At 41.2% G+C, this 20000-nt stretch carries 19 protein-coding genes and 3 tRNA genes; 13 read left to right on the top strand and 9 right to left on the bottom strand.

Annotated elements, in window-relative coordinates:
- Window positions 1-90 precede the first annotated feature (90 nt).
- Together H3T84_RS08970 and H3T84_RS08965 are read right to left on the bottom strand one after the other, a co-directional pair.
- On the bottom strand, window positions 91-627 hold the full coding sequence (locus H3T84_RS08970) for a tyrosine-protein phosphatase (protein ID WP_174832879.1): 537 nt from the start codon (window positions 625-627) through the stop codon (window positions 91-93).
- A gap of 44 nt (window positions 628-671) precedes the next feature.
- Window positions 672-2432, bottom strand: coding sequence for a M61 family metallopeptidase (locus tag H3T84_RS08965; RefSeq protein WP_198218899.1), 1761 nt, complete (start codon window positions 2430-2432; stop codon window positions 672-674).
- A 13-nt stretch (window positions 2433-2445) separates the two neighbouring features.
- Here H3T84_RS08965 and H3T84_RS08960 point away from each other — a divergent pair, with 13 nt between their 5' ends.
- Window positions 2446-2595, top strand: coding sequence for a hypothetical protein (locus H3T84_RS08960; protein WP_198210320.1), 150 nt, complete (start codon window positions 2446-2448; stop codon window positions 2593-2595).
- A 39-nt stretch (window positions 2596-2634) separates the two neighbouring features.
- Here H3T84_RS08960 and gap read toward each other — a convergent pair whose 3' ends face one another.
- From gap to folD, 3 genes are all read right to left on the bottom strand, one after another.
- A complete protein-coding gene (gene gap / locus H3T84_RS08955) occupies window positions 2635-3663 on the bottom strand; it encodes a type I glyceraldehyde-3-phosphate dehydrogenase (RefSeq protein WP_037476139.1) in 1029 nt (342 codons plus the stop codon).
- A 122-nt stretch (window positions 3664-3785) separates the two neighbouring features.
- Window positions 3786-4364: a hypothetical protein gene (locus H3T84_RS08950; RefSeq protein ID WP_198218898.1), complete on the bottom strand. Its 579-nt coding sequence runs from the start codon at window positions 4362-4364 to the stop codon at window positions 3786-3788.
- A 189-nt stretch (window positions 4365-4553) separates the two neighbouring features.
- Window positions 4554-5417 carry a bifunctional methylenetetrahydrofolate dehydrogenase/methenyltetrahydrofolate cyclohydrolase FolD gene (gene folD / locus H3T84_RS08945; protein ID WP_198218897.1) on the bottom strand — a complete coding sequence of 288 codons (864 nt, stop codon included), beginning with the start codon at window positions 5415-5417 and terminating at the stop codon, window positions 4554-4556.
- 213 nt (window positions 5418-5630) lie between these two features.
- Between folD and H3T84_RS08940 the strand changes: the two genes are divergently transcribed.
- The 5 genes from H3T84_RS08940 (at window position 5631) to rnhB (ending at window position 7824) form a co-directional block, all read left to right on the top strand.
- Window positions 5631-5708, top strand: a tRNA-Pro gene (locus H3T84_RS08940).
- Between the two features lie 38 nt (window positions 5709-5746).
- Window positions 5747-5823 (top strand) — tRNA-Arg (locus tag H3T84_RS08935).
- 19 nt (window positions 5824-5842) lie between these two features.
- Window positions 5843-5918, top strand: a tRNA-His gene (locus H3T84_RS08930).
- A gap of 131 nt (window positions 5919-6049) precedes the next feature.
- Window positions 6050-7222, top strand: coding sequence for a lipid-A-disaccharide synthase (gene lpxB, locus H3T84_RS08925; RefSeq protein ID WP_198218896.1), 1173 nt, complete (start codon window positions 6050-6052; stop codon window positions 7220-7222).
- Entirely contained in the window at window positions 7219-7824 is a 606-nt protein-coding gene (gene rnhB, locus H3T84_RS08920; RefSeq protein WP_198218895.1) for a ribonuclease HII, read from the top strand. Before lpxB ends, rnhB begins: the two co-directional genes overlap by 4 nt.
- Before the next feature lie 217 nt (window positions 7825-8041).
- Here the strand turns inward: rnhB and dksA are convergent, their stop codons facing one another.
- Window positions 8042-8458 carry an RNA polymerase-binding protein DksA gene (gene dksA, locus H3T84_RS08915; protein WP_025329875.1) on the bottom strand — a complete coding sequence of 139 codons (417 nt, stop codon included), beginning with the start codon at window positions 8456-8458 and terminating at the stop codon, window positions 8042-8044.
- Between the two features lie 162 nt (window positions 8459-8620).
- Window positions 8621-9184, bottom strand: a complete 564-nt coding sequence (locus tag H3T84_RS08910) for a YggT family protein (RefSeq protein ID WP_100125692.1) — start codon at window positions 9182-9184, stop codon at window positions 8621-8623.
- Between the two features lie 653 nt (window positions 9185-9837).
- Here H3T84_RS08910 and H3T84_RS08905 point away from each other — a divergent pair.
- A complete protein-coding gene (locus H3T84_RS08905) occupies window positions 9838-10383 on the top strand; it encodes an NADAR family protein (RefSeq protein ID WP_232346172.1) in 546 nt (181 codons plus the stop codon).
- Between the two features lie 268 nt (window positions 10384-10651).
- Here H3T84_RS08905 and proC read toward each other — a convergent pair whose 3' ends face one another.
- The gene (gene proC / locus H3T84_RS08900) at window positions 10652-11449 is read right to left on the bottom strand and encodes a pyrroline-5-carboxylate reductase (protein ID WP_198218893.1); all 798 of its coding nucleotides are present in this window, start codon (window positions 11447-11449) and stop codon (window positions 10652-10654) included.
- A gap of 300 nt (window positions 11450-11749) precedes the next feature.
- Here proC and H3T84_RS08895 point away from each other — a divergent pair, with 300 nt between their 5' ends.
- Complete coding sequence (locus H3T84_RS08895; RefSeq protein WP_198218892.1) at window positions 11750-13471, top strand: VWA domain-containing protein; 1722 nt, start codon at window positions 11750-11752, stop codon at window positions 13469-13471.
- Window positions 13472-14108: 637 nt separating this feature from the next.
- Window positions 14109-14975 carry a pyridoxal kinase PdxY gene (gene pdxY, locus H3T84_RS08890; protein ID WP_084547953.1) on the top strand — a complete coding sequence of 289 codons (867 nt, stop codon included), beginning with the start codon at window positions 14109-14111 and terminating at the stop codon, window positions 14973-14975.
- Between the two features lie 76 nt (window positions 14976-15051).
- Here pdxY and H3T84_RS08885 read toward each other — a convergent pair whose 3' ends face one another.
- A complete protein-coding gene (locus H3T84_RS08885) occupies window positions 15052-15771 on the bottom strand; it encodes a YggS family pyridoxal phosphate-dependent enzyme (RefSeq protein ID WP_198218891.1) in 720 nt (239 codons plus the stop codon).
- Between the two features lie 158 nt (window positions 15772-15929).
- Between H3T84_RS08885 and H3T84_RS08880 the strand changes: the two genes are divergently transcribed.
- From H3T84_RS08880 to ruvC, 4 genes are all read left to right on the top strand, one after another.
- Window positions 15930-16973 (top strand): type IV pilus twitching motility protein PilT, encoded by a 1044-nt coding sequence (locus H3T84_RS08880; RefSeq protein WP_037476158.1) that lies wholly within the window; start codon window positions 15930-15932, stop codon window positions 16971-16973.
- A gap of 265 nt (window positions 16974-17238) precedes the next feature.
- A complete protein-coding gene (locus H3T84_RS08875; protein WP_198218922.1) occupies window positions 17239-18429 on the top strand; it encodes a PilT/PilU family type 4a pilus ATPase in 1191 nt (396 codons plus the stop codon).
- Window positions 18430-18560: 131 nt separating this feature from the next.
- The gene (gene murU / locus H3T84_RS08870; RefSeq protein WP_198218890.1) at window positions 18561-19262 is read left to right on the top strand and encodes an N-acetylmuramate alpha-1-phosphate uridylyltransferase MurU; all 702 of its coding nucleotides are present in this window, start codon (window positions 18561-18563) and stop codon (window positions 19260-19262) included.
- Window positions 19263-19391: 129 nt separating this feature from the next.
- On the top strand, window positions 19392-19943 hold the full coding sequence (gene ruvC, locus H3T84_RS08865; protein WP_198218889.1) for a crossover junction endodeoxyribonuclease RuvC: 552 nt from the start codon (window positions 19392-19394) through the stop codon (window positions 19941-19943).
- The last annotated feature ends 57 nt before the right edge of the window (window positions 19944-20000 follow it).

Raw genomic sequence — 20000 nt, 5'->3', positions numbered from 1 at the left:
CAGTATGAAAGTCAATATCACTTTGAATTTTTATTAAATCAGATTGTTGATTTGATACTATACTTTTAATTTATTTATTCCTTCATGGAATTATTCAAATACAGCCTGACGAATTTTTTCAACATCAGCATCTTCAATATATCTTTGTATGTTAGGGTAAACATTGTAATGATGTTCCAGTTCAGGTTTCATCAATTCATTGATAACCTGTTTTTTTGTCCAATTCTGAAAAATTAACCGATACATCGCGATAACTACGCCTGTGCGGTCACTGCCATGCCAGCAATGAATTAATATCGGTTTAGGAGAATTTTTGATGGCCTTGAGGATTTGAATTATTTTTTCATCAGTAACCTTACCTGCCCGCATATTAATCCGAATCTCAGCAATTCCTGTATTGGTCAGTTTATTCCGATCACTATGCCATAAACGCAAGTTAATTATCGTTTTAATCCCTATTTTATTAAGTTGTTCAATCTCTTTTAAAGAGGGTTGTTCAGAGCGGTATATATCGTCAGATACTTTATAAAAGTTGTCGGGTAACTGGTTAGAATTATCATTGGATCGACAGCTGCTAATGATTAAACACACGCAGCAACATAAAAAAATGTTCGCTATTTTTGTCATTCTAAAATCATTGTAAAGATAACGGTAAAAATATGCGGTTGAATTTAAGATTGAGGCTGTAACCATTGCTGTAACAGCAATATATCATCAATACTCAGCAGCGCAGTATCTGTTAATGCTGCCTGCGCCTGTAAGGTAGTCTGTCGCAGCAAACCATCACGGATGAAGTGTATCTGTACTGTTTCACCAGCATGAATACGTGCCCACTGCTTATTAAAATCGGTAATAATTTCATCATTAAAAGCAATCAGCTGGTCACCGGCACACATGCCGGCATTCTCGGCACTGCCTTGATTAAATACTTGTTGCAGGGTGACTCCGAATGATGATGGCTGAACGCGGGCACCCATATCTGCACCGGGCTGTTCGGCAGCGGAGTAATGCTCAATATATGCACCACCATGCTGGCGAGGCAGGGCAGCCCAGTGAAGCTGTACACCAGCCTGCTGTAGTTGTTCTGCCAGAGGCAAGTCTGCCGTGGTCATAATATATTGCCGATAAACCTGAGTTAAGTCTGTTCCGGTAGCTTGCTGGGCTATTTTCAGCCATTCATTTTCAGCCAGACCCATACCCCGCTGACGCCAGTCCTGATACAGGGCACGCATAATATCATCCAGATTTTTTTGCTGGCCGGTATGCCGGCGGATATAGTGATCCAGACACAGGGCTGCCAGTGCGCCTTTCTGGTAATAGCTGACAATACTGTTGGCACTGTTTTCATTCTGTTTGTAATATTTTGTCCATGCAGTAAGGCTGGAATCTGCCAGACTTTGCTTTAAACGGCCGGCACCCTGTTGCACACGGGTAATGGTTTTGGCCAGTAATTGCAGATACTGTTCTGGTGTTATCACACCGCTGCGTACCAGAAACCAGTCATCATAATAGGAAGTGATACCTTCAAAAGCCCATAACAGCTGTGTATAAGCTTCATCATCCAGTTTACTGTTTAAAAATGCAGAAGGAATAATAGATTTTACGTTCCATGCATGAAAATATTCATGGCTGAACAAACCCAGTAATGTAATATAAGCGTCGGTATTTTTTCCGTCTTTTTGCGGCAGATCATGTCGGTCGGCCATGAGGGCAGAGGAGGATTTATGTTCCAGTCCGCCATAAATGCCATTTCCGACAAAAAGTAAAAAGCTGTAGCGTTCAAACGGTGCCGGTGCGGCAAACATAGCAATTTCACTGGCACATATTTTGCTTACATCATCTACCAGACGCTGCTGATCGAAAGATGAGAAATGGCCGCTGATAACAATTTCATGTTCAATGCCGCCTGCACTGAATGGCAGACGCAGCAAATAGCCCATTTCCACCGGATAATCAATTAAAGAGCGGTAATTATTCACCTGATAAACATGGGGCTGTGATGTTTGCGGCATGGTAGTGGCAATATCCCAGTTTTCAGGCAGGCCGGTAATGATTAACTGGCAGTTCTCCTGTTCACGCTGATTATGACGTAAAAACAGACAGGCACCGTCAAAGAAACCTCGTTCAGTATTTAAAAAAGAGCCACGCACTGAAGTATCGAAAGCATATACCAGATAAGTGATCTCCCATTTACCTACCTGTCCGTTGCAAGCCCAGGTGTTTTTATTTATCTGTTCGGCTGATGCCGGTGTATTGTTGCAACTGGCCGATAAAGTGACAATATGACGGGCAAAATCACGAATCATATAACTACCGGGCACCCAGCTGGGTAAACTCAGACTGAAGTTCTGATTATCCAGTTGTGTAAAACTAAGACGTACTTGCCACAGATGCTGAGTCAGAGAATGGGGTTGCAAATGATAGTTAAGCATAATTTGTGCCTCAATGAAGCGGAAAAGAAATATCAGCGTTGTCTGTCAGAGAAAAATTGCCAAGATTAATATTAACTTGGTTGAATTTGTTCTGGTGTTTGTATGGCAACAGGTACTGATTCTGTTTGCCACAATAGGTTCAGGCTGTCTGAAGCCTGTATAAGCGGATTCAGACAGCCTGTACTTCTGCTGGTAAAACGGGTTAAGCGAGTGGTGTAACTTCCATGCCAAACATAGCACGTGCAGTATTCAGCATCTGGCAGCTAAAGCCCCATTCATTGTCATACCAGGCCAGTACTTTTACCATATTACCATTGGTAACTTTAGTTAATGTACTGTCAAATATGGAAGCCTGAGTTGTATGATTAAAATCGGTGGAAACCAATGGCAGAGTATTGTAGCCCAGAATATGTTTCATACTGCCTTCACTGGCTGCTTTAACTATGGCATTAACTTCTTCGACACTGGTGTTACGGGCGGCTTCAAACGTTAAATCAACCAGTGAAACATTAATTGTGGGAACACGTACTGCAAAGCCATCAAACTTACCCTGTAATTCCGGTAATACCAGTCCTACAGCCTTGGCTGCTCCGGTTTTGGTCGGAATCAGATTTTCAACAGCACTGCGGGCACGGCGTAAATCTTTATGGCGAACATCAGTCAGTACCTGATCATTGGTAAATGAATGAATAGTTGTCATTAAGCCTTTTACCATTCCCAGTTCGTCGTTAATGGCTTTTGCTACCGGTGCCAGACAGTTGGTTGTGCAAGAACCATTGGATATTACTGTCATTTCCGGTGTTAATACCTGATGATTAACACCGTATACTATAGTGGCATCCACATCGGCACCCCCGGGTGCGGAAATCAAAACTTTTTTGGCACCACTTTGTAAATGAATGCTGGCTTTTTCTTTAGTAGTAAAAGCACCGGTACATTCCAGCACCAGATCAATACCCAGTTCACCCCAGGGTAATTCTGCCGGGTTACGGGTAGAAAAAAAACGGATGCGGTCGCCATTAATAATTAAAGCATCATTATCAGATGAAACATCTGCGGCAAAACGGCCATGAACCGTATCAAATTTTGTCAGGTGTGCACTGGTTTCCAGTGAACCGCTGGCATTTACCGCAACAATTTCCAACTGATTGCTCAAGTTATAGTCATAGATTGCACGCAATACCTGGCGGCCAATACGGCCATAACCATTAATGGCAACTTTTAACGTCATGCTTATTCCTTTTTAAATCAACAAAACCAATCAGGCAAATTTGGGATGTACAGAGCGAAATGGTTTAAACCGTACCAAAACATCATGTATTATAGCTGAACCGGCCTGTTTCCACATCTGTATCAGCGCATACCTGTTCCAGCTGACTGTGCTTCCAATATTTGCCGGTATGTATATGGCATATTGTTGATATCCACCCAGCCCATGATGCTGAATAATAACAGCAGTATGCCTATGGCCAGAAAAAACATTAAGTAATAGGTAATATATCCCAAAAATACTTTAAATATATTTTGCTGACTGATGCGGACAAAGCCACAGATTTGTACTACCAATGCCCATAGCAGCCATAAAGATCCCGGAGCGGCTAATACCTGTGGCCAGTATAGTATGGCCAGTGTAGGCAGGGTCAATACCTCAGTGGTCAGTACATAACCATACCAATGTCCTGGCTGTTTATTGTAGTAGCCCAGAATGATTTCCATTGCCATGCTCAGAATACCGCAGCGCACCATCGTTAACACAATGATAAAGATGGTTATGCCGGTTTGCCGTCCCAGGATCTGTGACATGTAGGCCATATTCATCAGACCAAGCGCAAGTAAAACGGTAACGAAGATTAATGGATTGTAACGATAATGTGTTTTGGGATAAAAGCGCAGGCGCAGAGCAGCACAGGCGTCCAGAAAAAATTGATACATCAGGTTAATACCACAATTAGGGTTGTAAATAAGGATAGCTATTTTAACCGGCAGCCATTCTACAGCATCATAATCAAGTACAGGTCAGAAGACTGGTCTGTCTATTTTACCAAGCAAACATGTTTGTTGTTTTGTATGATGGCTGATATTATTGTGTAATCAATACACAATATAGCTTTACCGATAACATCAAGATTGTTTTGTATAGTGAATTTCTGCTGCTTTCAATGTGTTTTCCATTAAGGTAGCTATGGTCATAGGACCTACTCCGCCCGGTACCGGTGTAATCATAGAAGCACGTTCTCGGGCTGCATCAAACTCTACATCCCCGCATAACTGTCCGTTTTCCAGACGGTTAATTCCCACATCTATTACTACAGCCCCGGGCTTAATCCATTCTCCTTTAACAAAGTTCGGAATGCCGACGCCTACAACCACAATATCAGCAGCAGCAACTTCCTGTGCCAGATTCCGGGTAGCACTATGACAGATTGTGACTGTCGCACGTGCCAGAAGTAATTCTAACGCCTGCGGTCGGCCGACAATATTTGAAGCGCCTACTACAACAGCTTTTTTACCGGTGATTGGTATCTGATAGGCATCCAGTAATGTCATTACCCCTTTAGGTGTACACGGACGCATTAATGGCATTTTTACCGCCAACCGGCCAACATTATACGGATGAAAACCATCTACATCTTTATGAGGCACAATCCGTTCCAGTACCTGCTGACTGTCAATATGTGCAGGCAGTGGTAATTGCACCAGAATTCCGTCTATACCATTATCTGCATTCATTTCGTCAATCAAGGCCAGTAATTCGGCTTCTGTGGTATGTACTGGCAGCTCGTAACTGCGGGATTCAAAACCAATGGTTTCACAGGCACGTTTTTTATTGCGTACATATACTGTACTGGCCGGATCTTCACCAACCAGAACCACAGCCAGACAGGGGCGGCGTAGCTGATTATCCAGACGCTGCTGTACACGAATGGTTAATTCTTGCAGGATTTGTTGAGAAATTTTTTTACCATCAATGAGTTGAGCGGCCATGAGAAAATTCCAGAGAAAAAGATTATGCCGATGGCAAGTAACTATCAGCTAATATGTACAAAAATAGCATTGTCGCATTTTTTTTAAGCGGTTTCATCTGCTTTTGTATATAGCCATTCATATAAAACAGCCATATTTCAAAAATATGGCAAAAAAAATTTACTTTACCTCTTGACGATAGTTTTTCATAGCTGTATAGTTCGCCTCTCTCGTCGGGGTGTAGCGCAGCCTGGTTAGCGCATCTGCTTTGGGAGCAGAGGGTCGTGAGTTCGAATCCCACCACCCCGACCATATCGACCGAATCCTTGTCCGGATAGATTTGAGAGTACGCGCCCGTAGCTCAACCGGATAGAGCACCGGCCTTCTAAGCCGGGGGTTACAGGTTCGATTCCTGTCGGGCGCACCAAAGTTTGAAAAGTTTTATGGTGGCTGTAGCTCAGTTGGTAGAGCCCTGGATTGTGATTCCAGTTGTCGTGGGTTCGAGCCCCATCAGCCACCCCAATATAAAAGCCCAAGCCGTTTGCTTGGGCTTTTAATTTTTATGGTACCCTTCGGGAATACACTATCGCCTGCTAAACTTGCTATCTATTACGTCTTACTATAATAGTTGCTTATAAAACTGCTATCCTGCTATGAATAAAGCTGCAACTGAACTTCCCATTTTAACCATAGCCTTGTGTGCCGGCGAAGCATCTGGTGATTTACTGGGTGCCCATTTGATGAATGCGATTCGTACACGATATCCGCGGGTACAGTTTGTTGGTATTGGCGGACCGCGGATGCTGGCAGCCGGAATACAAAGTCTCTATGATCAGGAAAAACTGGCAGTACGCGGTTTTGTTGAAGTTGTCAAAAAATTACCGGAAATTCTGGCCATTCGTCGCGGCCTGATTCGTTCACTGAAACAAATCAGACCACAGGTATTTGTCGGTATTGATGCACCGGATTTCAATCTGGGTGTTGCCGAAAGTTTAAAACAGGCCGGTATTGCTACCGTACATTATGTCAGTCCGTCTGTCTGGGCATGGCGGCGTAAACGGGTAAAAAAGATTGTTAAACAGGTGGATGAGGTATTATGCCTGTTTCCGATGGAACCGGAACTATACCGGCAGGCAGGCGGACGGGCGCGTTTTGTCGGGCATCCTCTTGCTCAGACTTTGCCATTGGTTATCGACAGAAAAACAAAAAGGCAACAGCTGAAACTGTCTGAACAGGCTCCAGTGTTTGTTTTAATGCCGGGCAGCCGAGTCAGTGAAATTGATTTCATGGCACCGATTTTTTTACAGGCTGCTGAAATTATTCACCAGCGTTATCCTCAAGCTCAGTTTTTACTACCACTGGCTACGGCGGCAACACGGCAGCGTATGCAGGATATTCTGGCTCAGCCGGTGTGGCAAAAATTGCCGATACGTTTAATGTCTGCACATGCAGAAATGGCCTGTCAGGCAGCCGATGTTGCACTGGTTACCAGCGGTACGGCCACGCTGGAAGTGGCTTTATGCCAGTGCCCTATGGTAATCAGCTATAAAATCTCACCTTTAACCTATGCATATGTCAAACATAAAATTAAAGTGCCGTATGTTGGTTTGCCTAATATTCTGTTAGACAGAGGTGTGGTACCTGAATTACTGCAAAGTAATGCAATGCCACAAAAACTGGCGGAGGCTGTGATTCACTGGTACGAATCGCCACAAGAAGTACAGGATTTGCAGGCAGACTTTTCAGCACTACATCAGCAGCTGCGTTTGAATACTGATGAACTGTCTGCACAGGCGGTATTGCAGCATGCAACGGGGCAAATATGAATACAGAGCTGATGGTTTTACCCAGCCATGCCGGTGTAGACGAAGCCGGTCGTGGTCCGTTAGTTGGCAGTGTATATGCAGCAGCTGTTATTTTACCGGCAGATTATGATTTACCCGGTCTTACTGATTCAAAAAAATTGTCCGAGAAAAAGCGTGATGAGCTGGCAATATTAATTAAACAGCAGGCAACTGCATGGTCTGTAGCTGCAGCAGACGTGGCAGAAATACACCAGTTTAATATTCTGTTTGCAACTATGCGTGCCATGGCTCGTGCTGTAGCCGGTTTACATATTCAGCCGGCTAAAGTGTGGATAGATGGCAATCGCATACCTGCTGATATGACGTTGCCGGCAGAAGCAGTAGTTAAAGGCGATCTCAAAATAGCCGCTATTTCTGCCGCTTCTATTCTGGCCAAAACGGCACGTGATGCAGAAATGTATGAGCTGGATAAATATTATCCGCAGTATGGTTTTGCTCGTCATAAAGGCTATGGTACAGCCGCACATCTTGCTGCATTGCAGCAGTTTGGAGTGCTGCCACAGCACCGGCAGGATTTTGCGCCTGTGAAAGCCTTGCTGGCTCAGGGAAAATACTGTCTCTGAGGCTATTCAGCCGCGGGATTGTACTTTTTATGCTTAATCTGTACATCGCTGTTATATCAACATTTTATAATTTCTATTGAATTAATTTCAAATAATTAGCAACAGTTAATATTTAAGCAAATTAGCGGTAAGGCATGCATTATCGCAATGATGATATGTAGCAATAATGCAAAAACGCTTTCCGGCAGGAAAGCGTTTTTAATCCATAACAGATAAATTAATCAACAAACTGTTTTTTAATTCGTTCACGCCGTTCCTGCGCTTCTACCGACAAAGTTGCAGTAGGGCGAGCGAGTAGCCGTTTCAGACCGATAGGTTCGCCGGTATCCTGACAAAAGCCATAATCGCCTTCGTCTAGTTGACGCAATGAAGCCTGAATTTTACTTAATAACTTACGTTCACGGTCACGGGTGCGCAGTTCTAATGCATATTCTTCTTCCAGTGTTGCGCGATCTGCAGGATCAGGCGTAGTAGCCTGCTCCTGTAAATGTCCGGCCGTATTGTTGGCATTATGAATCAGCTCATCCTGGAGTTTTAACAGCAAATCACGGAAGAAAGCTTGGTGTTCTTCATTCATGTATTCTTCTTCAGGGCCATTCCAGGCCTGGATGTCTTGTTCTGTGAGTTTGGCCATTGTACAGTCTTTCTTTTGCATAGCTCGATTAAGCAATTAGCTCAGGAACTGACAGCTTAATCTGGATTTGAAAATAACAGATACTGGATTTCAGGCTGTTAAAAAAGTTCGGGCATAATAGCATGTTTTTATAATTTATTAATAATTTTGCATTCGACAACATTATCCGAATATCAGCCAGTATGAAATCTTACTGCTTGCCTGCGGCAGCCACCATTCGAGACAAAGCCAGAGCACAAGCAGAATAATTGTCGCAGAAAAATCATATTTACCAATACGCATAAAGGCAAACGGACGGGTTAATGGAGCATAAATACGCTGCAAGGTAAATAGCAGTACTGAATAAGGTTTGCTCAGACTTAAAAACATTCTTATTACCAGCCCGATGAATAATACATAGCACAGTGCTTTCAGGGAAAACAGAATGCAAAGAGCCAGACTGGCTGCAATAGTGCGAATATCCGGTAATACCCATCTAAGGCTGATAAACAGATTTAGCGTACATGCCAGGTAATAAATAATGACAGTAGCCAGAATGCAGGCAATATCCCATTGGTACAATGGCGGTATAATTTTACGCAGAGGGCGTACCAGCCAGTTGGTACTGCGTACACAAAACTGAGCCAGAGGATGCAGAAAAGGTAATTTAGCCCACTGTAACAGAAGCCGGGCCCAGCATATAATACTCAGTGCACTGGCTAATAAAAATAATGTTTTACTAATCACATAATGCCTTTAAGATTCAACTGATGTTGAATCTTGTTTTGTAGAAAGAGATTCAGGCAGATTATATTATGGAAAAGTTTGAAAGAACAAACCCTAACTTGGCAGTGTATTCTGCTTAAAATGAAAAATAAATAATAATATTTGATAAATATGAGCTTTTATCTAAGGTAAAATTTAAATCTGCAACGGTATAATCCGGCATCCATAATACAGAAATTTGTATTCCGCAATTTTAATCTGAAATACAATGTCCTTGTATTGGTAATTTTTCTTACTTTTAAGTTTAATTGAGCTGTTAACTCAGAGTTACTCTATATTTATGAATCAAGATATACTGACAAGTTTTTGGTGCAACGGATGAAGTAGGTTTACCGATATCAGTTATACCGGTTTTAATACTGAAGCAGGTAGTTCCGGGGACAAGTTGTACCCGAATATTGGTACTAATGATGACATCTGTGCAATATCATTAAAACAATATAATAATCATATTGAAGATATAAATAAAACTGATTACCGGATAGATATAGATAAAGAAAATTTAAAATTTATTCAATTAACCCTTTGCTAAATGAATACCAGATATATCAATTTGGACTAATTTATTGATATTTATTTTAAAAAATAAAGATAGAATATAATGAGGAATGAATATGGATTTGCAGGAATTACGCCAGCAATATAGCAGAGGTAAGCGATTCAAATATTTATACTTTTGGGGACATACGCAAAAGCAACCCTCTTCAATGATAACTAAATCCTGTCTTAGCCAATGGTATCATAGTGGTTTTGTGATTGATAATATTTATTATCCAACTGCTGAGCATTATATGATGGCAGAAAAGGCAAGATTGTTTAATGATCAACAAAAGGTGTCAGAGATTCTTAAAGCAAATAATCCAAAATTAGCGAAATCGTTAGGAAGAAAAGTAGCATATTTTGTACCTGATATTTGGAATGAACGATGCTTGGCTGTTGTCATAGCTGGTAATTTTGCTAAATTTTCACAAAATCCGGAATTAGCCGATTTTTTATTATCCACTAAACAAAAAATATTAGTCGAAGCTAGTCCTGTAGATAAAATATGGGGGATAGGATTGTCTGAAGATACACCTAATATTGATAACCCCTTAATTTGGCGTGGTAAAAATTTATTGGGTTTTGCTTTAATGACTGTCCGTCAGCAATTAAAAGAATAAGTATTAATTGTATTAATACTTAGATAAAACAGAAAAGCAATATTTCTTGGATAAATATTGCTTTTCTGTTTAAACTGTTTGCCTGATAAGTTGCCATTTTCATCTTTTCAGCACTGGTTTTTTCAAGCATAGCTGATAAGTTTGTAACAGTTAATTTATATGTTTGGTCTAAAAATGTCGATTCGACTATCCTTGAAGTACATTATCACAAATTATACTAAAAAATATATTTTTTAATTAATAATGTTTTGTATAGGAATAGTATTTTTTAAATAGGTGCAAGTTGTTGCTGCATTTCTTCTGCTCGCGCAACACTGGCAGCAACACCGTCAATTACAACCTGTGTCAGCTGATGCTGGTCAAAAACTGAAGTCGCAGCAAATGTGGTGCCACCTTTAGATGTTACATTTTTTTGTAGTTGAGCAAATTCGGTGCCAGACTGTTCTGCCAGATTTACTGCACCTTTGAATGTGCCTAGTGTCAGACGGTGAGCTTCTTCAGGGCTGAAACCCTGTTGTATGGCAGCTTGTTGCAGGGCATTAAGAAAATAGAAGACATAGGCCGGACCACTGCCACTGATACCGGCGATACGATTAATGCCGTTTTCATCTTCCAGCCATACTACTTCGCCTGTTGTGCGCATGATATTTTCTGCAACGGTTTTGTCTGCTTCACATATGTCTGCTGGTGCATACATACCGGAGATTCCTTGACCAATCTGGCAGGGGGTATTGGGCATAATCCGGATAATACGCTGATGATTATCCAGAAACTGACTTAAAGTATTTATTGTTAAGCCGGCAGCTATGCTTAATACAAGTGCACCGTTAAGCCGGATACCGGCTGTAGCCTGCTGCATATCTTGCGGTTTAACTGCCAGTATCAGGATATCTGTGGCTGCCAGTTCAGTTAATTTATCACTGGTACGTATCTGATATCGCTCGCTTAGATACTGTCGTTTATTCTGATTACGGTCAATTACTTCTATCTCATAACCGCCTTGCTGAGTCATACCGGCAACAATCGCTGTTGTCATATTGCCACCGCCAAGAAAACATACATTCATACGATTTTCCTCAGTTTTATTAAAAATAATTAGCTTAATTGGTAATATTATCTGAATTAAATAAATTTAAACAATATTGGTTTGTAAAGAATTTTATATTCAATATTAGCTTAATTATAGGTTTAACGTGTAACGGATAAAATCAACATTGGTTGCAGCATCGGATTCAGTAACCGAATATTAATTAATTAATATTTTACTCTGTTGATTTTAAAGCTGATAAGAAACAAATAAAATTACTGGTGTTAATTTGACTATTATGTTAATAATATATTTTTATCTGATAAATAAAGAATATTTATGTTAAAAATAAAATCAATAGGTCGTAAAGCTTCTTGTAGTTTGATCATGGTGTTATTAACCAGCATACTGAGTGCTTGTAATACGCCTAGTACCAGCGATCAACCAGATGGTCGCTATGAAAAAATGTCAGCGGGATATGATACTGCGTATTATAGTCCCAACACCAACATGGGGAAACCTAGTGGGAAGTTTTCGACTAGCATGGAGTATGATTCCAGACTAGGACACAGGGGGGCAATCTATCAGAGTCCAGGCTCAAGGGCTGTATTTGAAACTCAGCAGCCTGATACTGCGCAATATAAAAATTATTCTGATAACCCGGTAAAACAGGTGGCTACTGAACCTGTCAGTACATTCAGTCTGGATATGGATACAGCCAGTTATGCAAATAGCCGACGGTTTATCACCCAAGGTCGGATGCCGCATCCTGATGCGGTAAGAGTAGAAGAATTTATTAATTATTTTCCAAGTGCTTCGAATGAGAAATTAACGTCAATAACAGGTTCTCCTTTTTCTGCCGGTTATGAGCTGGCCCCCAGCCCATGGAACACAGATAAGATTCTGTTAAGAGTTAATATTAAGGCAAATGATGTCAATTTTAATCAGTTACCGCCGTCGAATCTTGTTTTTCTGATAGATACATCCGGTTCGATGGATGGTGAAGACAGGCTGGATTTGCTTAAACAGTCATTAAAGTTACTGGTAAATGAACTGCGTCCGCAAGATAAGGTTTCTATTGTTACTTATGCCGGAAGTGCCGGAGTGGCGCTGGAATCTACCTCTGGTAGTAATAAAGCCAAAATTATGGCTGCCATTAATAAACTTGAAGCTAGGGGCAGTACCGCTGGCGGAGAAGGGCTGCAACTGGCTTACAAGATGGCTGAACGGGGCAAAGTAAACGGTGGAATCAATCGGATATTGCTGGCTACTGACGGTGATTTTAATGTTGGTATTAATAGCACAGAAGAGCTGAAAGCATTTGTCAGCAGAGAAAAAGAAAAGGGTATAACATTATCTACACTTGGTTTTGGTACTAATAATTTCAATGATGCAATGATGGTTCAGATTGCTGATGCAGGTAATGGTAATTACAGCTATATCGATAGTCTCGAAGAAGCGCAAAAGGTATTGCAGGAGGAGATGAGTGCCACTTTGGTGACGGTAGCTAAAGATGTCAAAGCTCAGATCGAATTTAACCCGGCTCAGGTACTCGAGTATCGCCAGATTGGTTATGAAAAACGGCAGTTAAAGCAGGAAGATTTTAATAATGATAAAGTTGATGCAGGTGATATTGGTGCGGGGAAAAAGCTGACGGTTTTATATGAACTGACGCTGGCCGGTGGTAAACCAAGTATTGATCCTTTACGTTATCAGAACAAAAAATCAGCACCAGCTATAAATGCAAACAATAAAGAAATTGCTTTTCTTAAATTACGCTGGAAAGCACCACGTGGTGAAAATAGTGAACTGGCTTCCCTGCCTATAGAAAAGAAAGCTCTGGCCAGTTCTTTTGCTAAAGCCGGAGTAGAAACACGGTTTATGGCCGCAGTAGCTGCATACGGACAAAAATTGCGTAATAATCCTGAATTGTCTAAAACATCTTATCAGCAGATAGCAAGCTGGGCAAATAATGCCAAAGGTGAGGACAAGCAGGGCTACCGCGCTGAATTTGTAAAATTAGTCAGAAAGGCAGCTGCTCTGGACGATAAAGACAACTAAGTCATGATTCACTAGCATATTAAATTTATTTCTAATAGAAAATAAACAGAGATTACTGAACCGGGTAATTTAATAACTAAAAAAGCCAGTTTTAAAACTGGTTTTTTTAGTTATTAATGTTTATAAATTAGTTTTGTCTGCTCACTACAATTATCAGATTCGGAAGATATAAATATTTATGCTTTTGGAGTAATTTAAAGGTTATAATTAATTTCAGTGATAAAAAATAATTGTTTTCAGATTAATTAATTTCAATTCAACTATTATCTGGTTTATGTGCTGCAATCAGAATTAGTATTGTTCAAATAATGATATGCAGTATATATAAAACCAATAATTATTGAGAAAAATAAAACACAAGGTTTGGCTGTTACATGAATATCTGAATATTTTGTAAATAAATTTTATATAGTATTGTTTTTGCAATGTTAGAGATAAATCCGGACAAATTATGTCGTAATTAGTGTGTATACAGATATGAAAAGCAAGATTCAGGGCTGAGGTGTTGATATAAGTAATGATTTATCCGAACCAATATAATCTGAGTATAATCAGTTTTGTCAGCATGTTTAGCTGATTATCAGGTTTTTATGAAATTCGCTGGGTAAACACTCATCGGATTGTAAATGGCATTATTATGAAAAATATACTTTCAATTCAGTCTCACGTGGTATTTGGTCATGCAGGTAACAGTGCTACTGTTTTTCCTATCCGTCGGTTAGGTGTCAATGTCTGGCCATTAAATACAGTACAGTTTTCTAACCATACTCAGTATAAGCAATGGAAAGGTATGGTAATGCCGGCTGCACATTTACTGGATATTGCAGATGGCATTGCCGCAATTGATGAATTAAAAAATTGTGATGCTGTACTAAGTGGTTATATGGGTTCAGCTGAGCAAGGCAATGCGATTACTGATATTGTCAGAAAAGTGAAACAAGCTAACCCGCAAGCCATTTATTTTTGTGATCCGGTAATGGGACATCCGGAAAAAGGCTGTATTGTGGCAGGTGGCGTAGCTGAATTTTTGTGTGATGTGGCTTTGCCGCTGAGTGATATGATTGCGCCGAATCTGTTTGAGCTGGAAGAATTGAACAACAAACAACGTATTCATAATGTGGAGGAAGCAGTTGCAGCCTGCCGCGCTTTATGCAATAAAGGTCCGCAGGTGGTTCTGGTGAAACATTTGAGCCGTGCCGGCTATCAGACAGATCGTTTTGAAATGCTACTGGTCACTGCTGAGGAAGCATGGCATATTCACCGGCCATTGGTAGATTTTGGTGAACGGCAGCCGGTAGGTGTGGGAGATATGACCAGTGGTATTTTTCTGGCTGATTATCTGTCTGGTAAGACCTTGCTGGAGTCATTTGAGCATACTACTGCTGCAGTATACGGCGTTATGCTGGAAACTCTAAAATGCCGGCAGTATGAGTTGCAGGTGGTCGCTGCTCAGGAAGAAATAGCTCATCCTACACATCGCTTTCAGGCTGAGAAAATAGCCTGATTGATTTATATATTTATCATAATGATGATAATTTTTGTGCTGCCGGTAAGAAATCCTTACCGGCATAATTTTATTTCTAAGAATTATTTTCTGTTTGAGTGTAGTTGCGCTGCCCAAAAATTGCACTGCCTACCCGTACATGAGTAGCTCCGCAAGCTATAGCAATACTTAAATCCGCGCTCATACCCATTGATAATACATCAACTGCAAAACCGTCCTGGTGCAAGTACTGTAACAGGTTTTGCATCTGATGGAACTGTTGTTGTAATTCAGTGTCTGTGCTACCGGCCTTGGCTACACACATAAGTCCGCGCAGTTTAAGACGCGGTAATTCGCTGATCATATTAGCCAGTGTCAGTAATTCGCTTTTATTTGGGCTAATACCATGTTTATTGCTTTCTGCTGAAATATTCACCTCAATACAGACATTGAGGGGCGGTAAATATTCAGGACGCTGCTCATGCAGCCGCCGGGCAATTTTTTCACGATCAATAGTGTGTACCCAGTGTGCCCGTTCTGCCACAATTCGGCTTTTATTTGACTGAATATGCCCTATCATGTGCCAGACAATATCCAGCTTAGCGAGCTGACTGGTTTTTTCGCTGAATTCCTGAATATAGTTTTCACCGAAATCGCGTTGACCAGCTTCATATAAAGTAACGATATCATTGATAGGAAAGGTTTTACTAACAGCAATTAGCTGTACCGGCTGTGGGGCCGCAGTTTGCCGGCAGACATCATTTATGTTTGCCAGTACCTGTTGCCAGTGTTGAATTAAGATGTCTGTATTTTTCATAATTAATGGTATTTTTCAATTTTTCTGATTAAATCTAAGTATATTTGTAAAAATTTTGGCATAGTGACAAATATTTTCATTTTAAAGATACGACAACTTGATTAGAATAAGAACCATACTTGTGCCTGTATCATGCAGGCGAGCATAATGGAGTAAACATGCAGATAACCGATTTATTGGCCTTTGGCGTTAAAAATAAAGCTTCCGACTTGCATCTGAGTGCAGGTCTGCCACCTATGATACGCGTTAATGGTGATATCCGCCGTATCAATCTGCCTGAACTGAGCGCAGAAGAAGTAGGTAAGATGATTGCTTCTATCATGAACGATTATCAGCGCAAGGAATATCAGCAAAATCTAGAAACTGACTTTTCGTTCGAATTGCCCAATGTATCGCGGTTCCGTGTAAATGCCTTTAATACTGAACGCGGCCCTGCAGCTGTTATGCGTACCATTCCGAGTAAAGTTCTTACGCTTGAAGAACTCAGAGCCCCGGCAATTTTTCAGAAAATTGCAGAAATGCCGCGCGGGCTGGTGCTGGTAACCGGGCCTACAGGTTCAGGTAAGTCAACTACACTGGCTGCGATGATCGATTATATCAATAATAATGATGCCGGCCATATTTTAACAATTGAAGATCCGATTGAGTTTGTGCATCAAAGTAAAAAATCGTTGGTAAATCAGCGTGAACTGCATCAGCATACCCATAGTTTTGCCAATGCTTTACGTTCGGCACTACGTGAGGATCCGGATGTGATTCTGGTAGGTGAAATGCGAGATCCGGAAACGATTGCTCTGGCTTTGACTGCTGCTGAAACAGGTCACTTGGTGTTTGGTACTTTGCATACTACTGGTGCCGCTAAAACCGTTGACCGTATTGTGGATGTATTTCCTGCTGGTGAAAAAGAAATGGTTCGTTCCATGCTGTCAGAAAGTTTGCAGGCAGTGATTTCTCAGACACTGCTGAAAACCAAAGATGGAAATGGTCGTGTGGCTGCGCATGAAATCATGATCAGTAATCCGGCAGTGCGTAATCTGATTCGGGAAAACAAAATTGCTCAGATCAACTCCACTTTACAAACCGGGCAGAAATTCGGAATGCAGACACTCGATCAGTGTTTACAGCAATTAGTGCGTGAAAATCGCATCAGTATGGATGTTGCACGTTCGAAAGCAGTAAGCCCGGATCAATTAGTAGGATAATTATTTTTGTTTTTATTCAGGAAAGTGTATTGACATGGGTATGTTGAAAGGCTCTGCTACTGAGTCCGGCTTATCTGATTTACTTGCAGATATGGTTAATCAATATCAACAGCCTGCTACTGAGGCAGCTGATACTTCAGTTTCAACTGTCGGTGCAACTGTCAATTCATCGGCCGTTGCCAATCAAAAGCCGGTTTCCCAAGCTAACGTTGTTGCTAAAGAAGCTACGTCTGAAATCAATAAAACGATCAAACCTAAAAACACAATGACAGAATCCCGTACACAAGAAATAAATACTTCAGCCCCTGTTGCCCCGGAGAGGGAAACTATCCATATCCATCCGGTACTTGAAAAAATGGCTGCAGAGGCTGTTCGTTTAAATGCAGCAGATATTTTTATCAGTCCGGGTTTTCCTCCGTCATGGAAAATTGACGGTATCATTACACCGGCCCCTACTAAACCTTTAACCGGCGATGAAACTGCCAAAATTACCTTTTCTACCATGACGATGGCGCAACGTCAGCGCTTTATTAAAGAGCTGGATCTGAATTATTCTATTATTGCTAAAAATGGTGTGCGCTTCAGGGTTAATGCTTATCATGAACAAGGTCGGATTGGTATGGTATTGCGCCGGATTACCACTGATATTCCAACGATTGAAAGCCTTTTTTTACCACCGGTACTGAACGAACTGGTAATGAAAAAACGCGGGCTGATTATTCTTGCCGGTCCTACCGGTAGTGGTAAATCCACTACCATGGCTGCTATGCTGGATTATCGCAATGCTAATTCTGCCGGCCATATTCTGACTATTGAAGATCCGATTGAATATATTCATAAACCCAAGAAAAGCATTTTTACTCATCGCGAGGTAGGTGTGGATACGCTGAGCTGGGATAATGCTATGCAAAGTGCTCTGCGTGAGGCCCCTGATGTAGTGTGTGTAGGGGAGGTGCGCAGTGATGAAAGCATGGAGTATGCATTAAAACTGGCTCAAACCGGCCACTTATGCTTTTTTACTCTGCATGCCAGTAGTGCAAATCAGGCTATTGAACGTATTCTGAATTTTTATCCGGAAGAGCAGCATAAACAAGTATTGATGGATTTGGCACTGAATCTGGTATGTATTATCGGTCAGCGTCTGACTGCGAAAAAAGATGGTAAAGGCCGTCGTGCTGCGATTGATTTGCTTATTAATACGGCTACTGTCCAAGACTATATCTATAAAGGTGAGTTAATGCAGATAAAAGATCTGATGGCTAAAGCGGGTAATGATGGTATGCAAACTTTCGACCAGTGTCTGTTTCAGTTATATGTCGATGGTGTTATTGATTTTGATGAAGCTTTGCGTCAGTCTGATTCACCAAATGATTTACGCTTACGTATTAATCTGTATGAACAGGGTGAAAAGGGTGCGGCAATCTTTGATACTGGGGCAGATTTGAATCTGATTTAAACTGATTAAATTTATTAATCAGCTATGATTTCGAATATTCAGGCAAAGCTATATGCTTTGCCTGTTATATTATCGGCTTGATCTATCAGCCTGTAATTTTAACTGTATTTACTACGGAATAATCAATCATCATGAAAGCCATGATTCTTGCTGCCGGACGCGGTGAGCGTATGCGTCCACTGACAGATACTTGTCCAAAACCATTGCTGAATGTTGGTGGTATACCTTTAATTGCCCATCATTTACGGCGGTTAAAGGCAGCCGGATTTACTGATATTGTTATTAATCATGCCTGGCTTGGACAGCAAATCGAAGATACTCTGGGTTCAGGGCGTACTTATGGCGTGAATATCCGTTATTCTGCGGAAGCAGAGGGTGGGTTGGAAACAGCCGGAGGGATTGCCACGGCCTTACCTTTATTGGGGCATGCCCCTTTTCTGGTCATAAACGGAGATGTTTTAACTGATATTGATTTTGCACAGGCGTTAAAGATTAGTGAAAAGTTACAGCAAACAGGTAAGCTGGCACATCTATGGCTGGTTAATAATCCGGTACATCATCCGGAGGGTGATTTTAGTCTGACGGACCAAGGAGATGTTGTTGAACGGCAGCCAGAAAACCCGGCATTTACTTTCAGTGGTATAGGTGTCTATCATCCTGCTCTTTTTAATGAGATACCAAGATATACCCGGGCTAAACTGGCACCTTTGTTGCGTACAGCTATGCAAACCGGGCTGGTGAGCGGGAAGTATTATGATGGTTATTGGCTGGATGTAGGTACAGAAGAACGCTTGCAACAAGCAAATCAATGGGCTGCTGAAAAAAAATCTTAAATCACTAACAGATCTGATTAATATACGATAACATAATTTACTCAACTGGCAGGGCAAATATCCGTTTATAAGATAGTGTCGCAACCTGTCAGCATAATTTCTTGTTTTTCAGTGATTAAGTAGTAAAGTATGCAAAAACAACCGACAGAGCAAAATCATATTCGAATTCTGGGCGTTGACCCCGGCAGTCGTGTTACCGGCTTTGGAGTTATTGACGTCATCGGTAGCCAGCATATTTATGTTGCTTCCGGATGTATTAAAACGATTTCAGGTGCTCCATTAGCTGAGCGTATCCGTATAATTGTTAAAAATTTACGTGAGGTGATTACAACTTATCAGCCAACGCAAACTGCCGTAGAGCAAGTTTTTGTCAATGTTAATCCTGCTGCAACGCTGGTACTGGGACAGGCCCGCGGAGCTGTATTAGCCGCATTAACCTTGGGAGAGCTGCCTATATTTGAATATACTGCACTACAGGTCAAACAGGCTGTAGTAGGTAAGGGGAAAGCTGCTAAAGAGCAGGTACAGCATATGGTGGTACAAATGCTGTCACTGTCGGGTACACCTCAGGCTGATGCTGCGGATGCTTTAGCGGTAGCGTTAACTCATGCTTTACGAAATTATAGTCTGGCTTCAAGAATTCAACAGGGGCTAACTATTAAATCTGGTCGTTTTCGTTGAATCCTGTCTGCCAGATGATATTCTGCTATTTGTCAAAGTACCTATTTCTATTTTCTA

Source organism: Snodgrassella sp. M0110, from assembly GCF_016101465.1.
GTDB classification, from domain to species: Bacteria; Pseudomonadota; Gammaproteobacteria; order Burkholderiales; family Neisseriaceae; genus Snodgrassella; species Snodgrassella alvi.
Note: the sequence above shows the minus strand (reverse complement) of the source record. Positions and strands in the feature narration are given on the sequence as shown.

Coding starts and splice junctions, on each gene's coding strand:
- H3T84_RS08970 (WP_174832879.1), bottom strand. CDS start 627: ATGACAAAAATAGCGAACATTTTTTTATGTTGCTGCGTGTGTTTAATC.
- H3T84_RS08965 (WP_198218899.1), bottom strand. CDS start 2,432: ATGCTTAACTATCATTTGCAACCCCATTCTCTGACTCAGCATCTGTGG.
- H3T84_RS08960 (WP_198210320.1), top strand. CDS start 2,446: ATGAAGCGGAAAAGAAATATCAGCGTTGTCTGTCAGAGAAAAATTGCC.
- gap (WP_037476139.1), bottom strand. CDS start 3,663: ATGACGTTAAAAGTTGCCATTAATGGTTATGGCCGTATTGGCCGCCAG.
- H3T84_RS08950 (WP_198218898.1), bottom strand. CDS start 4,364: ATGTATCAATTTTTTCTGGACGCCTGTGCTGCTCTGCGCCTGCGCTTT.
- folD (WP_198218897.1), bottom strand. CDS start 5,417: ATGGCCGCTCAACTCATTGATGGTAAAAAAATTTCTCAACAAATCCTG.
- lpxB (WP_198218896.1), top strand. CDS start 6,050: ATGAATAAAGCTGCAACTGAACTTCCCATTTTAACCATAGCCTTGTGT.
- rnhB (WP_198218895.1), top strand. CDS start 7,219: ATGAATACAGAGCTGATGGTTTTACCCAGCCATGCCGGTGTAGACGAA.
- dksA (WP_025329875.1), bottom strand. CDS start 8,458: ATGGCCAAACTCACAGAACAAGACATCCAGGCCTGGAATGGCCCTGAA.
- H3T84_RS08905 (WP_232346172.1), top strand. CDS start 9,838: ATGGATTTGCAGGAATTACGCCAGCAATATAGCAGAGGTAAGCGATTC.
- proC (WP_198218893.1), bottom strand. CDS start 11,449: ATGAATGTATGTTTTCTTGGCGGTGGCAATATGACAACAGCGATTGTT.
- H3T84_RS08895 (WP_198218892.1), top strand. CDS start 11,750: ATGTTAAAAATAAAATCAATAGGTCGTAAAGCTTCTTGTAGTTTGATC.
- pdxY (WP_084547953.1), top strand. CDS start 14,109: ATGAAAAATATACTTTCAATTCAGTCTCACGTGGTATTTGGTCATGCA.
- H3T84_RS08885 (WP_198218891.1), bottom strand. CDS start 15,771: ATGAAAAATACAGACATCTTAATTCAACACTGGCAACAGGTACTGGCA.
- H3T84_RS08880 (WP_037476158.1), top strand. CDS start 15,930: ATGCAGATAACCGATTTATTGGCCTTTGGCGTTAAAAATAAAGCTTCC.
- H3T84_RS08875 (WP_198218922.1), top strand. CDS start 17,239: ATGACAGAATCCCGTACACAAGAAATAAATACTTCAGCCCCTGTTGCC.
- murU (WP_198218890.1), top strand. CDS start 18,561: ATGAAAGCCATGATTCTTGCTGCCGGACGCGGTGAGCGTATGCGTCCA.
- ruvC (WP_198218889.1), top strand. CDS start 19,392: ATGCAAAAACAACCGACAGAGCAAAATCATATTCGAATTCTGGGCGTT.